The sequence below is a fragment of the Streptomyces lanatus genome (genome assembly GCF_014655715.1).
Taxonomy (GTDB): domain Bacteria; phylum Actinomycetota; class Actinomycetes; order Streptomycetales; family Streptomycetaceae; genus Streptomyces; species Streptomyces lanatus.
On record NZ_BNBM01000006.1, the window covers coordinates 1 to 13,869 of the forward strand.

The window sequence follows — 13,869 nt, forward strand, 5'->3', positions numbered from 1 at the left end:
CGCACTCGGCGGCCACCCACCGATCAGCCGCGTGAACAACCCTGCGGGTCAATACACCTAGTCCGCGCGGACCGGTGAATCGGCGTCCAAGTGCCGCATCTGCACCGCCGTCACGGCCCGGACCACGAAGATCCCGGCCACCGCCGCCCCGATGACCGCCGCGTCAGACGCGAGCAGCATCCATACGTCCGAGTAGGCGCGGGCGATGAGCTGGTCCGTGTCGTCGCCGTACATCAGGCCCACGCCGCTGAGAAGGCCGACCAGCCACAGGCCCCACCAGATGTTCACGACGGCCGGGAGCCGCTCGCCGGGGGCGCTGTCCTGGTGGGCGTCCGCGACGATGCCGCGTGGGATCCACAGGTTGGCGATGGGGATCACCCAGCCCGCGTAGAACCAGAGGCCGGAGTAGCGCGGCTTGCGGCCGGAGAGGGTGCGGGCGTTGTCGCGTACGTTGTCGAGCCACAGTAGGAAGGCGATCGCGCAGATCAGTACCGCGGCGCCGCCCACCGAGGTGACGAGGTGGTACTGGTCCTCCAGGGAGGTCAGCGGGCGGTGTACGCCCTCGCCCTGGTCCGGCGGTCCGGAGGCGGGTTCGCCGGTCGTCGCGAGTCTGATCTCCCAGATGGCCCGTGCGGCCCAGACCGCGCCGGAGAGGGCGAGGCCGGCGGTCGCGACTCGGGCTGCGCCTCGGACGGGGCGCAGGGCAGGTGTGGGGGGTGCTATGTGGTCGTTCACCGGGGCATCCTTGCCGACCGTCCGCCCCGGCCGCCAGAGCGGCACGCCTGATCGTGATCATGTCACCGGTCTGTGACAGCGCCGTCAGGGAACGATGGCACCGGGATCCCTTCCGCTCACCGCGTCCTCCTAATGATCGAGAGACACACCGAGCAACCGAGACGCCTCGGCCTCAACCAATCGACCACCAAGGGGATTTCATGTTCGGCAACCGTCGCAAGGCCCTCCTCGTCTCCGCAGCCGTCGTGGGCGGTGCCCTGCTGATGACGGCGTGTCAGGACTCGGAGAAGGACGCGGCCGCGTCGAACACCGCCGCCACCGCCTCGCAGGGTGGTTCCTCGTCCTCCTCCCCTTCCGGCTCCTCGACCGGGGGCAGCGGCAAGGGCTCCGGTAAGGACACCGGCACGGGCACCGGCAAGGGCTCCTCCGGCAGCGGGTCCGACGGGTCCGGTGTCGACAACGGCAACGGCGAGCGCGTGCCGGTCGAGCAGAGCTGCGGTGCCAACGACATCTCCTGGAGCACCCGGTCCGAGAGCCAGGCCGGCGGGTACATCCTGCTCATGGCCAAGGCGAAGTCGGGGATCAGCTGCTACCTGCCCGCCGCGCTGCCGACCGTCGCCTTCGGGTCCGACGGCACCCAGGCGGGGCCCGCCGAGCAGTCCGTCGGGGAGCAGATCAAGCTGAGCGGGAGCACCGTCGCGTACGCCGGTGTGAACCCGAAGTCCAGCAACAGCGACGGGGGCAAGGAACTGGACAGCATCATCGTCGGCGTCGGTGACAACGACCCGAACCCGGTCTCCCTGCCGGTCGGCACCATCACCGTCGACAAGCCGGTCGTCACCAACTGGCACACCGTGGCGACGGACGCCGTTCCCTTCAGCTGACCCCCACCCCACCCTCCTAGAGTTCTCGGAGGACCACCGACCGAGGAGGGCCGATGACGCCATCGCATTCCCCCGAGGTGCGGCAGGGCGACCTGCCGTGCTTCCGGGTCGAGCTGGAGAGCCCCGCGGAGGGGATCCGGCGGGTGCTGGAGGTCCGCGCGGGTTCGATGGAGGAGGCCCTGGTCAAGGTCCGGGATGCCGAGCATTGGCCCAGTGGCGGTTCGGGGAGCGACCCCGGCAGGTTCCGGGTCGTGGAGGCGACCGAGGAGAGCGCCACCAGCGAGGCCCGGCACGACCGGAACGCCCGGCGGCGCTACCTCAACATCATCGTGGAGGCAGGGCTTTCGGCGCTGGGCAAGACCCATCCCGAGCACTCGGACGACGAGTTCTCCGACGTCCTGTGCGACTTCTTCACCCGGGCCATCACTCTGCCGGGGCATGCCCCGTTCCCCGCCGGGGACGCGGAGGCCGATCGTCTGCTCAGCACCGATGACGCGGCCGCCGTGATGGTCCAGCTCCTCACCGTCCATCTCGACCATCACGGGCTGAAAGTGGCGCCCGCCCTTCCGGAGGAGCAGTCGCCGACCTCGTAGTTTGTGGAATTGTCCGTGATCGGTAACAGACGGATCCCCCGACCGTTTTTCCCCCTCTTGCCGGATGCACAGGCTCACAGCGACGGCAAGGAACACAGGACATGGTGCGTGGCGGCGGACGGGGATGGTACGGCAAGGTGCTCGCGGCGGCGCTCGGCGTGACCGCGGTGGCCGCGATGACCTCGTTCTGGGACGCGAAACTGGGTCCGGCCGACGAACAGCCCGCCCGGCCGGGCGTCTCCGCACCGCCCGCCCAGCCGCAGGGCAAGGGCAAGGAGAAGCCGCCGTCCGTCTCCGCGGAGATCGTGCACGCTTCGGACGCGGGAGCGCGTGGCGTCAACATCACCATCGACGACGGGCCCGACCCCGTATGGACCCCTCAAGTGCTTGACGTGCTGCGGGAGTACGGGGTCAAGGCCACCTTCTGCATGGTGGGGACCCAGGCGCAGGCCCACCCTGAGCTGGTGAGGAAGGTCGTCGCGGCGGGGCATCGGCTCTGCGACCACACCGTGTCCCACGACGTCACCATGGACCGCAAGTCCGAGGCCTTCCAGTCGCAGCAGATACTCGACGCCGAGCGGATGATCACGGAAGCGTCCGGGGGGGTACGGCCCATGTACTACCGTGCGCCCGGCGGCGCCTTCACCCCTTACAGCCGCCACCTCGCCGCCTCCCATGGCATGCGGCCGCTCGGCTGGAACATCGACTCCAAGGACTTCGAACTCCCCGGCACGGCCACCATGGTCGCCACCGTCAAGAACGAGATCTCCAACGGGCCCACTCTGCTCTTCCATGACGCCGGCGGCGATCGTTCCCAGACCGTGGCCGCCCTGCGCGAAGTACTGCCATGGCTGAAGCAGCAGGGGTACTCCTTCGGCTTCCCCGTGCGCTGACCTGCCGGGTCGTCATTGCCATCCGGTGGCATCGCTGACGGGGGACAGCGACGGGCGCGTCTGGATCTTCGTCTCCGAGAAGCCGTACTTGTCGAAGGCCGTCCGGTTCGTGATCGCGCGGTAGCCGTACCACGCGTCCCAGATATACGGCTGTGAGCTGCCCCGCGTCCTGGCCAGAATCCCGTTGGCCAGCTCGCGGGCCTTGTCCCATCCGCAGTCCGCGAAGACGCCGGTGCTGAGGACGGCGACGCCGCTCCAGTCGTTCCAGAGGCTGAAGTAGACCGCCGCGTCGGGGATGTAGTAGAGGATCCCGCCCGGGCCGACCAGGTAGACGCGGTCGTCGGTGGGCGTCTTGAAACGCTGCCCCGACGCCGGGCAGGCGCCGGTGGGGGACGCCGAGGGCTTCGGAGACTTCGGCGGTCGTGCCGGGCGGTCGCCGACCACCCGCACCAGGGCCGGTCCTACGGCCTCGGGTGAGGTCGCCTCGTCGCAGTGCGGCCAGTCGGCGAAGTTCTTCGACCGGTTCCACAGGCGGTGGGCGGCCTGGATGTTCCACTCCGGGTCCATCGCGTCGCGCGGGGTGCCGCCGAGTTTCCGTAGCGTCGTGTCGGAGATCTGGAAGACGCCCCAGTTCCGTGTGCCGTTGGGGTTCGGCACCATGTGCAGCGGGTCGAGGAAGGACTGGCAGTCGGCGATGGCCACCGCGCGGTCGGGTGCCTCGCGGAACACCTTGCGGACCCGCTCGCGCACCTTGCCGGCCGGCCAGGTGTCCATCCGGATCGGCGGCTCGTAGAGGGCCTTCTTCGTCTCCTCGCCGACCACTCCATTGGCGTCAATGCCGGAGAGCACCTGGAAGGCGGTCACTCGACGCAGGGTCTCCGGGCCGAACTCACCGTCCACCTCCAACTCGGCACCGGCCCGCTCCAGGAGCCGCTGCACCTCCCGTGCGCAGGCGTCCTTTCGGCCCATGCCCACGGGCTCGGCGCATTTCGGGGAGAAGAGCAGGCCCTCCTCCTCGTCGCCGGAGGTGGTCATCATCGCCAAGGCTGTGGCGCCGAGCGCCAGGACGAGAGCGACGGCGAGGAGGGTGGTGGGGCTTCTGCGGTACCAGGGGGATGGGGGGTGGGGAGTGGGGGGTTCAGCGACCGGGGGCTCGTCCGGGGTCGCCCCGGAAGCCGCGTCCGTGTCCGCTTCCGTGTCCGCGTTCGCGTCCTCGCCCTCTCCCCGATCCGGCTCCCGCGCCGCGTCCGCCAGCGACCAGAGCCGGTGTAATCGGCGCAGTTCCTCCGAGGACGCCCCGCAGGCCGTGGCGAAGCGGTGGGCCGGGCCGTAGTCCTTCGGGATGTACGAGCCGGAGCAGTAGCGGTGCAGGCTGGACCTGCCGATTCCGGTCTTCCCGGCCAGCTCGCCGTAGCTGAGGCGGGCCCGTCCTCTGAGCGCCCGCAGGCAGGCCGCGAACTCCTCGAACTCCTCGGGCTGCGATCCCATCGGTCTTCCCCTTCGGCACCCACCGTCGTCGTACCGCGCGCCGTCCCCCTGTCCCACCGGCGTCCCAACAGGCCGACTGAACCACGAGGTCACACGCGTTTCGGCGTCCCAGCATCCCATCGGACGGGGATTCGTTGCCAGGCGTTCCAGCGCGCTGCCAGCGTCGGCGTGGCTCGGGCGACAGGCCCCGACAGCCGACGACATGACCAAGGAGACAGTGATGAGGAACAAGCTCATTACCGCGCTGGCGACCACAGGGTTCATCGCCGTGGCGTTGACCGCCCTGCCAGGCACCGCGCAGGCGAACCCCGAGTGGTACGTCTCGCCGGCCTCGCAGATCCAGGCGGCGGACGGCAACCTCCATGCCTGGGAGCACCAGAAGAAGGGCGGCAAGCACTGCGCGTGGCCCAACGAAGTGGACAACTGGGACAGCTGCAACGGCATGCGCAACGAGGCGAGTTCCGTCTTCAACAACGGCCGCACGCATGACGTATGGCTGTACTACGGCCCCAACCAGACCGGCGCCCACTTCTGCCTCAACAAGGGCGTGTACCTGGAGAACATCGTCCACCACTACTTCCCGCACAACGGGGCCGGTGGCGGCGAGTCCCTGAACGACAACATCGCCTCCCACAAGTGGGTCGCCAACTGCTGAGCCACACCCGCTGAGTCACACGCAGTGATCCACTCGTCCGTCGCCTCCCACGAAGCGGCGGACGAGTGCCTGTGAGTGGCGCGTGTTGTCGCTGACACCTCTGTGTCCCGTCAACTACCCTTCGGCTACGCAGAGTTGGATATCGGCATGGGGGAGCAAGCATGCGCCCGACCGGCAACCACGTCACCGGCTATCTGGCCGTCTGCGCGGTCGGCACCCTCGTCGCCACCTCGCTCGTCGTCGGAGCCGGTGCGTCCGGTACGCGGCCCAGCCTCGCCGATGTCGGTGCCTGGCTGGCCAGCAGTGCGAAGGGCGAGGTCGCGCACGCGCACGGGCTGACCGGCGAGGTGGACGGCAAGGCCGTGCTGCCGGGCGGGATGGCGGGGCACCCGGTCTCGGTCGCGCAGGACGGCGACACCACGCTGGTGCTCGACGAGCGGACCGGGCGGGTCGTACGGATCGACGCCGCGCAGCTGACCGCCGAGCAGTCCGCGGACTACGGTGCGGCGGGGCTGCAGCTCGTCTCCGGGGGTGCGTACGCCTATGTCGTCGACCCGGCCAAGGGTTCCGTGCAGCGGATCGACCCCGCGATGACCACCGCCGAGAACCCGCCCGTAGAACTGGGTGGGCGGGCGGGAGCCGCCGTGGCCGACGGGGCGGGCACGCTGTGGGTGCCGCTGCCGGACTCCGGGACTGTGGTGCCGTTCGTGAAGGGGCGGAAGGGCGCTGCGGTCGAAGTCGCGGGCGCGGGGCATGAGTTGGCGCTGACCCTGGCCGGGGGGCGGCCCGTGGTGACCGACCTGGACACCGGTGTGATGAAGGTGCTGGGCGTCGATGGCGTGCAGGGCTCCTTCGAACTCGGCGACGCCATCGATGGGGCGGACCCGGGCGAGGTCCTGGTGCCGGGCGGCACCGATGGTTCCGCGGTGCCGGTGCTGGCCGCCGGCAGCGGGGATCTGGTCGTGGTCGACGTCCGCAGTCGGCAGACCACTCGGGTCCGCGTGCCCACGCAGGGGCATGCGCTGGGAGCGCCCCAACTCCTCGGCAAGCGGGTCTACATTCCCGACGAGTCCAACGGCGGGCTGCTGGTGTACGACACCTCCCTCTCCGCTCCCGCCGATCCGGTACGGGTCACCGGTGGGGCCGGTGAGCTCGAACTCTTCGTGCGCGACGGCCTGTTGTGGGTCAACGACCAGGACGGGGCCGCCGCCGCGGTGATCGACGCGGAGGGCGAGGTCAGGCGGATCGGGAAGTACGGGACGGATGCGCCGTCCGCGCGGCAGCCGGGGGACGGGCCGGTCGAGGACCGGGTACCGACCGGGGTGCCCGGCGCGCCGGTTCCGCCCGGGGCGGGCGCCCCCGGTGGGACGACGGCTCCGGCACCGGGGCCGGGTGCCCCTTCCGGTGGAACGCCCGGCGGGACACCTGGGCCGCCCACGTCCCAGGACCCCGAGCCCGGCGCCCCCGGCTCACCGCAGGCGGAGTCCCGGCCGGGCGCCATCCGCATCACCTTCGCCCCGGTGGTGGGCGCGACCCCGCAGCGGTACATGCTCAAGGGCGCGGCAGCGGAACAGACCGTCACCCCGGAGGAGGTCGGTCCCGAGGGGCCGTTCGTCTTCGAGGTCAGGGGCGGGTCGTGCGAGGAGCAGTACGGCTTCACGGTGGTCGCGGAGTACGGCGGGGGGAAGCCGGACAAGGAGTCCGCGCCGTCGGCGCTGGCGCGGCCGTGTGTTGCGCCGGGGGCGCCGCGGGAGGTCACCTTCACTCCGGCCCAGGGCGGGCACGGTGGCAGGGTGACCTGGCAGCCGCCGCAGGATGCCAGTGGCTCGGTGAAGTACGTGATCAACGGGCCCGGCGGGACGGCGGAGACCACCGAGCCCGGTTACACATACCGAAATCTGAAGAACCGCAGCAAGGACGGGGTGTCGGTGATGGCGAGCAACGCCGCCGGGTCGGGCGGGGCGGCGTCCGGATGGATCGACCTGACCCCGCCCCCTCAGCAGATGACCATCGTGAACAACAGCGACACCGACGACTCCGTCGGAATCCGCTCGGAGCCCACCACTCAGAGTGGCTACCGGGTGGGCAGAATCCCCGGCAACAAGACCGACCCGGTAGTCCAGGTCACCACCGTCCGCTGCAAGGTGAAGGGCGAGGAACAGACCTACGAGGGCACCGGTGAGAAGACGGATGTCTGGGCCCTCCACACCTTCCACAGCCCGGAAACCGACAGGGACCACACCGGCTACACCTCCGACATCTACGTGAACTCCCGCTCAAACCCAAACATCTGGGACTGCGAATGACCCAACCCCCCACCCGCATAGCCGACACCTTCCACACCCTCGCCGACAACATCGAACGCGTCCTCAAGGGCAAACGGGACACCATAGAACTCGCCCTCACCTGCCTCCTCTCCGAAGGCCACCTCCTCATCGAGGACGTCCCGGGCACCGGCAAGACCACCCTCGCCCGTTGCCTCGCCGCGTCCATCGAGGCCGAGTTCGCGCGGGTTCAGTTCACCCCGGATCTACTCCCGTCCGACATCACCGGCGTCACCGTCTACCGGCAGAACACCGGGGTGTTCGAGTTCCTCCCGGGCCCCGTGTTCGCGAACATCGTGCTCGGCGACGAGATCAACCGGGCCTCGCCGAAGACGCAGTCCGCGCTGCTGGAGGTGATGGAGGAGCGCCGGGTCACGGCGGACGGCACCACGCACCCGGTGCCCCGCCCGTTCATGGTGGTCGCCACGCAGAACTCGGTGGACATGGGCGGCACTTATCCGCTGCCCGAGGCGCAGCTCGACCGTTTCCTGATGCGGATCACCGTCGGTTACCCGGACCACGCCTCCGAGGTCGCGGTGCTCAAGGATCTCAAGGAGAGGAACGCCGACCCCGAGTCCCTCACCCCCGTCACGACCGCCAAGGAGATCGCGGAGCTCATCGCGCTGGCCGCCACCGAGGTACAGGTCGCCGACGCGCTGTACGACTACATCGTGCGGGTAGTGGCAGCCACCCGCGCCCTCCCCGACGTACGCCTCGGCGCCTCCACGCGCGGCTCCGTCGCCCTGTTGCGGGCGGTGCGGGTGCGGGCGGCCTCGCAGTCACGGCCGTACGCCTTCCCGGAGGACGTCAAGGCGCTGGCGGGGCCCGTACTCGCGCACCGGCTGATCCTGACCCCCGAGGCCGAGTTGAGCGGCCGTACCGGAACGGAAGTCATCGACGAGGTGCTGGCCACCGTGCCGCTGGACCGTGGGGCACGCGTCTGATGCTGTCGGGCACCGGGTGGGGCACGCTGGCGGGCGGTGCCGTGCTGACCACCACCGGCTATGCGCTGGGCTACGGCGAGGCCGCCGCGCTCGGCGTGACTTGTCTGCTCGCCGTCGCTTTCGCCGTCCTGTGGGCGCTGCCCGCGCCCGTGCTCGGCGCCGAGCGGCGGATCGTGCCGAGCAGGGTGAGCCGGGGTGATCCCGCCGAGGGTGTCGTCGTCCTGACCAACACCGGCAGCCGGGCCCGGCGGGGTCTGCGTGCCGTGGACCGTTGCGGTGGCCAGGACATCACCGTGGAAGTGCCGGCACTGAACCCCGGCGCCACCCACGAACTCCGCTACCCGCTCCCCACCGCCCGCCGTGGCCGTGTCCCCGTGGGGCCGCTGCGTCTTGAGCGGACCGATCCGCTCGGGCTGGTGCGCCGTATGCGGCCGTACGGCGAACCGGACACGGTGCTGGTACGGCCCCGGACCTGCCCGCTGCCCGTGCTGCCGTCCGGGCAGGCGCACCATGTCGAGGGGCCGGCCTCCGACACCGCCGACGACGGGTCGCTGACCTTCCACGCGCTGCGCGAGTACGTCCTCGGGGACGATCTGCGCCGGGTCCACTGGCGTTCGACCGCCCGCACCGGGACGCTGATGGTCCGGCAGATGATCGACGTCTCGCTCCCGCACACCACGCTCGTCCTCGACACCCGGCGCCCGGCCTACGCCTCCGGCGACGACTTCGAACTCGCCGTGGACTGCGCCGCCTCCATCGCCTGCGCCGCCGCCCGTTCCCACTTCCCCGTGCACCTGGTCGGCGCGACGGGACCGATCCTGCGCACCGACGGCACCGGCGACGACGGCGACGCACTGCTGGACGCGCTCGCCGTCGTGCGGGGCGAGGAACTGGCCTCCGTGACCGCCGCCTTCGAGGGGCTGGAGCGCGGCCGCGGTGACGGGGCGCTGGTCGTCGTCACGGGTGATGCCCGGGGGCTCGGCGTCGTCGACCGGGTGCGGCGCGGCTTCGGGCGGGTGACCGTGGTGCTGGTCGGCGACGCCGACACCGATGGACCCGGGACCGCCTCGGATGTACGGCAGTTGCGGGTCACGTCCCTGGACGAGCTGGCGGCCGGTTGGCGCCGGGAGGCCGTGCGATGAGCACGACCCGCACCCGCACCCTCACCTCCCTGCTCGCCGTGGCGGCCCTGTCCGTCTCCGCCGGGTACGGGTTCGCCCGGGTCTTCCCGCCATCCGATCTGCTGCCCGTGCTGGCGGTGGCCGCATTCGCCCCGCTCGTCCTCTCGGCCGTGCTGTCGGGGCGTCTCCGTCTCCGGGAAGGCCGGACCCCCCTCCCCCTCTGGCCGTCCGCGCTGCTGACCGTCGTCGTATGGGCCGTGGTCGTCAGCGCGACGCTGTTCCGCGAGGTGAGCGGCGGGCTGCCCGGCGGGCCCGCGCTGCGTGCCGCGTGGTCCGCGTTGCTCGACGCCCCGCACGGGCTGCTCTCCACGATCCTGCCCGCGCCGGGCGAGCCCGAGCTGCTGGTGCTGCCGCATGCGCTGGTGTGGGCGGCCACCGCCGTCTCCGCCGAACTCGCCCTGCGCACCCGCGCCCCGCTGCTCCCGGCCCTCCCGGCGGTCTTCGTCTTCGGCGTCGCCCTGGTCCTGGGCGCCGACGGCCCGGGAACCGCGTACCCGGCCGCGGGCGCGCTCGCCGCGGCCACCGCGCTGCTGGTGCTGCTGCGCTCCCGGGCCCGCCTTCCGCTGCGCGCGACGGCGCTACGGCTGCCGGCGGTGGGCGCGCTCGGCCTGGTCGCGGCACTGCTGGGCCCGCACTTGCCCGGCCTCGGCACCCCCTACGACCTGCACGAGACGGCGACGCGAGCCGACCGACGCCCGCAGTCCGTCAGCCCGTTGGACCTCCTCGCGGCCTGGATGCGCAACGGCGACGAGAAGCTGTTCACCGTACGGACCTCGGGCGCGACCCCCGGGAACTACCGGCTGGCGGTCCTCGACCGCTACGACGGCACGACCTGGAGCAGCGGTGCCGGGCTGACCCGTACGGGAGGCCGGGTACCGGAGGATCCGGAGGAGCGTCGCGGCGCCAAGACCCTCCAACAACACGTCACCGTACAGTCGTTGCCCGGCATCTGGCTCCCCGCCGCCGACCGGCCCTCGTCCGTCGGCGCGCCCGAGGGCACCTCCCTGTCCGTCGATCCGGACAGCGGGGTGCTCTCCACGGGCGCGGCGCTCCCCGCCGGATTCACCTACACCGCGACCTCCCGACTCCCCTCCTACGACGCCGAGCGGCTCCGGTACGCGTCCGCCGCCCACGACCCGGCGCGGCTGGCGCTCCCCGCCGTCGACGCTGCCGGGCAACCGATCGCCTCCGTACGGTCGTTCAGGAAGATCGCCGAGCGGGTGACACGGGGCAGCACCCAGCCGTACGAGCGGGCCGTGCGCCTGGCCGACTGGCTGCGCGCGAGCTACCGCCTCGACCCCGCCGCGCTGCCCGGGCACACCTATCGGAGCCTGGAGTTCTTCCTGGCGGGCGGCGGGGGCGGTACGTCCGAGCAGTTCGCCGCCTCGTTCGCGGTGCTGGCGCGCACGCTGGGTCTGCCCACCCGGGTGGCCGTGGGGTTCGGGCCGGGTACGCGGACCGGGTCCGGTGCCTGGCAGGTGCGGGGGCGGGACGTGCTGGCCTGGCCGGAGGTGAGGTTCGCCGGTGTGGGCTGGGTGCCGTTCCAGCCGACGCCGGGCGAGAGCGCGCGGGGTGCCTCCGCCGCCGTTTCGCCGGCGAAGCCGGAGGAGCGGCAGCGGGCGAAGGAGCGGGAGAGCACGGCACCGACGCGACCGTCGACGCCGTCGCACACGCGGGACGAGGCGACCGGGGGCGCATCAGGCTCCCGCCCGCTCCCGGTATGGCTCACCGCACCGCTCGCCCTGCTCCTGCTCGCCACGGCCTACGTGCTGTACGCCCTGTGGCTGCCGTACCGCCGACGCCGCCGACGCCGCAACGCCCCGGACGCGCGGCGCAGGGTCCTCGGCGCCTGGCAGCAGATCACCGAACGTCTCACGGAGATCGGGCTTCCCGACACGGGAGCGCACACGGCGCAGGAGGTCGCCGCCTTCGGCGTGGAGCACATGGGCGGCACCGCGGACCAACGCCTGCCGGCCCTGGCCACCCTGGTCAACGAGGTGGCGTACGCGGACCGCAGCCCCGACCCCGCGACCGCCGACGCCGCGTGGGCGGACTGCGCCGCCGTCGAGACGACGGTCCGGGCCCGCGTACCGCGCCGAACCCGCCTGCTCCGCCTCCTGAAACACGTGTGGCGCCGCCCGTCCGTGTAACAGGACGAGCAGCGCCACACGCACGCTGGCTGACGGTGAATCGTCAGCCGGGGAACGGCTTGCTCGCGTCGTCCTCGGCCTTGATGCACGCGTCGAGCTTCTTCTGGATGGCGGCGGCGTCGTTGAGCGCCTTCTTGGCCGCCGCGGTCTCGCCCAGCTGCTTCAGCTTGGCCGCCTTGGTCTTGAGGTCGGCGATCTGCTGGCGCATCTTGGCCTTGTTGCAGGTGACGGCGGCCTTGACCGAGACCGCGCTCTGGTCGGCCGAGGTGGCGGCCTGAGCGGGCGCGGACGTGATGAAGAGACCGCCGACGATGGCCGCGGAGACGGCCAGGGCGGAGAGGCGCTTGGTCATGAGTGTTCCCCCAGACAGGGCTTGCAATGGTCGCGGTGGATCTTACAGAGCCGTCTGTAGGGAGTGACTCAGCGGTAGGTCCCCGTACCCACCAAGTCCGGGAGCGGGTTGATGAGTTCGCCGTTCGGGGACCGGCGTTGCGCGGAGGGGTCGGTCGGCCACACCGCGGGGCAATGGGTGCCCTTGCGTGGGGTTTTGAGGGTGGTGAGGTACGTGTCGATGGCGTCGCGTGTGCACGGGCTCAGCCAGTAGTCGCCGTGGCCCACACCGTCGTACGTCAGGAGCACCGCCTCGCGGCCGATCTGGCGGGCCGCGTTGGAGCCCCAGGAGTACGGGGTGGCCGGGTCGAAGCGGCTGTTGGTCATGAGGATCGGCGGCGTGCCGTCGACGTGGAGGCGGCGCTGGGGGTTGGTGACCTCGGCCGGCCAGTCCTGGCAGCCGGTCTGGACGGTCCAGCCGAGGGTGCTGAAGCGGGTGACGGGGGCGCGGCGGGCGAGTTCGCGTTCGATGCGGGCGAGGGACGAGTAGGAGGGGACGTTCAGGTCGTAGTCCTGGCACATCACCGAGAGGAACGGGTACGGCGTCGGCTCGCCGTACTTGCGGACGGCCCCCGCTGCCGCCGGGTCGGCCGCGTCGATGTCGGAGAGCAGCTGGGCGAAGTCGAACCAGGAGGCCGGCTCGTACATATGGCTGAGGGCGAGGCCCTGGAGGTCCTGGGGCGTGACCGGCTGGGGCGGGTCGCCCGGCAGGACGATGTCGCCGGCTTCCGCGCGCTTGTGGAGCGAGTCGAACAGGGCGCGGGCGTCCCGGTCGTGGAGCGCGCAGGACGTCGTACGGGCGCACCAGTCGGCGAACTGGCCGTACGACGACTCCACCGCGTCGGTCTCGGTGCGCTGGAAGTCCCGGTTGCCCAGGCTGTGGTCCATGTTCGAGTCGAGGGTCATCGCGCGGATGCGGTGCGGGTAGCGCTCGGCGTACTGCTGGCCGATCGCGGTGCCGTAGGAGACGCCGTAGTAGCTGATCCGCTGCTCGCCGAGGCCGGCGCGGATCGCGTCCATGTCGCGGACGACGCTGCCGGTGTCCATGTGGTCGGCGAGCGGTCCCGTGAGTTCGCGGCAGCTCGCGCCGAGCGCGCGGTTCGCGGCGCGCAGGGCGGTGAAGGAGGCGGCGCTGTCCGGGAAGAGCAGTTCGCCCTGGGCGTTGATCAGGTCCTCGTCGCACTTGAGCGGGTTGCTGCGGGCGACGCCGCGCGGATCGAAACCCACGATGTCGAAACGGGCCAGCAGTTCGGGCGAGAAGACGTCGGGCGCGGCGAGCGCGAAGGATACGCCGGAGCCGCCCGGACCGCCCGGGTTGACCAGCAGCGAGCCGATCCGCTTGTCGGGGTCGGTGGCGAGGTGACGGGCGAGGGCCAGGTCGATGGTGTCGCCGTGCGGTCGCTTCCAGTCCACGGGCACCTTGACGGTGGCGCACTCGAACGTGCCCTGGCTGGAGGGGGATTCGCAGGGTTGCCAGGCTAAGCGCGAGGTGTTTTCGGGGGCGGCTGCGGCCGTCCCGGTGAGTAACTGGCCGAACAGCGTGGCGATCAGGGCTCCTACGGCCAGTTTCGCGCGCGGGATCAGTGAGGTCGGTGGGGGGTTGGGCGACATGGGTGTCCCTCCATGAATCAG

At 71.4% G+C, this 13,869-nt stretch carries 12 protein-coding genes; 8 read left to right on the forward strand and 4 right to left on the reverse strand.

Going from position 1 to position 13,869, the window contains the following annotated elements; genetic code table 11:
* Positions 1–57: 57 nt before the first annotated feature.
* Complete coding sequence (locus IE325_RS17360) at positions 58–735, reverse strand: DUF4328 domain-containing protein (protein WP_229911853.1); 678 nt, start codon at positions 733–735, stop codon at positions 58–60.
* A 200-nt stretch (positions 736–935) separates the two neighbouring features.
* On the opposite strand from IE325_RS17360, the gene IE325_RS17365 reads away from it, so the two are divergent.
* From IE325_RS17365 to IE325_RS17375, 3 genes are all read left to right on the forward strand, one after another.
* Positions 936–1,619 carry a DUF4232 domain-containing protein gene (locus IE325_RS17365; RefSeq protein ID WP_190070845.1) on the forward strand — a complete coding sequence of 228 codons (684 nt, stop codon included), beginning with the start codon at positions 936–938 and terminating at the stop codon, positions 1,617–1,619.
* A gap of 53 nt (positions 1,620–1,672) precedes the next feature.
* Positions 1,673–2,212 (forward strand): hypothetical protein, encoded by a 540-nt coding sequence (locus IE325_RS17370; protein WP_190070846.1) that lies wholly within the window; start codon positions 1,673–1,675, stop codon positions 2,210–2,212.
* 101 nt (positions 2,213–2,313) lie between these two features.
* Positions 2,314–3,105, forward strand: coding sequence for a polysaccharide deacetylase family protein (locus tag IE325_RS17375; RefSeq protein ID WP_190070847.1), 792 nt, complete (start codon positions 2,314–2,316; stop codon positions 3,103–3,105).
* A 12-nt stretch (positions 3,106–3,117) separates the two neighbouring features.
* On the opposite strand, the gene IE325_RS17380 is transcribed toward IE325_RS17375, so the two are convergent.
* The gene (locus IE325_RS17380; protein ID WP_190070848.1) at positions 3,118–4,593 is read right to left on the reverse strand and encodes a helix-turn-helix domain-containing protein; all 1,476 of its coding nucleotides are present in this window, start codon (positions 4,591–4,593) and stop codon (positions 3,118–3,120) included.
* A 220-nt stretch (positions 4,594–4,813) separates the two neighbouring features.
* Here IE325_RS17380 and IE325_RS17385 point away from each other — a divergent pair, with 220 nt between their 5' ends.
* The 5 genes from IE325_RS17385 (at position 4,814) to IE325_RS17405 (ending at position 11,847) form a co-directional block, all read left to right on the forward strand.
* Positions 4,814–5,248 carry a peptidase inhibitor family I36 protein gene (locus IE325_RS17385; RefSeq protein ID WP_190070849.1) on the forward strand — a complete coding sequence of 145 codons (435 nt, stop codon included), beginning with the start codon at positions 4,814–4,816 and terminating at the stop codon, positions 5,246–5,248.
* 161 nt (positions 5,249–5,409) lie between these two features.
* Positions 5,410–7,554, forward strand: coding sequence for a YncE family protein (locus IE325_RS17390; protein ID WP_190070850.1), 2,145 nt, complete (start codon positions 5,410–5,412; stop codon positions 7,552–7,554).
* Positions 7,551–8,516 (forward strand): AAA family ATPase, encoded by a 966-nt coding sequence (locus IE325_RS17395; RefSeq protein WP_190070851.1) that lies wholly within the window; start codon positions 7,551–7,553, stop codon positions 8,514–8,516. The genes IE325_RS17390 and IE325_RS17395 overlap by 4 nt, the downstream gene beginning before the upstream one ends.
* The gene (locus tag IE325_RS17400) at positions 8,516–9,658 is read left to right on the forward strand and encodes a DUF58 domain-containing protein (RefSeq protein WP_190070852.1); all 1,143 of its coding nucleotides are present in this window, start codon (positions 8,516–8,518) and stop codon (positions 9,656–9,658) included. Before IE325_RS17395 ends, IE325_RS17400 begins: the two co-directional genes overlap by 1 nt.
* Complete coding sequence (locus tag IE325_RS17405; protein ID WP_190070853.1) at positions 9,655–11,847, forward strand: transglutaminase TgpA family protein; 2,193 nt, start codon at positions 9,655–9,657, stop codon at positions 11,845–11,847. Before IE325_RS17400 ends, IE325_RS17405 begins: the two co-directional genes overlap by 4 nt.
* 43 nt (positions 11,848–11,890) lie before the next feature.
* Here IE325_RS17405 and IE325_RS17410 read toward each other — a convergent pair whose 3' ends face one another.
* Together IE325_RS17410 and IE325_RS17415 are read right to left on the reverse strand one after the other, a co-directional pair.
* A complete protein-coding gene (locus IE325_RS17410) occupies positions 11,891–12,199 on the reverse strand; it encodes a hypothetical protein (RefSeq protein ID WP_190070854.1) in 309 nt (102 codons plus the stop codon).
* 68 nt (positions 12,200–12,267) lie between these two features.
* Positions 12,268–13,848, reverse strand: a complete 1,581-nt coding sequence (locus IE325_RS17415) for an alpha/beta hydrolase (protein ID WP_190070855.1) — start codon at positions 13,846–13,848, stop codon at positions 12,268–12,270.
* Positions 13,849–13,869 lie beyond the last annotated feature (21 nt).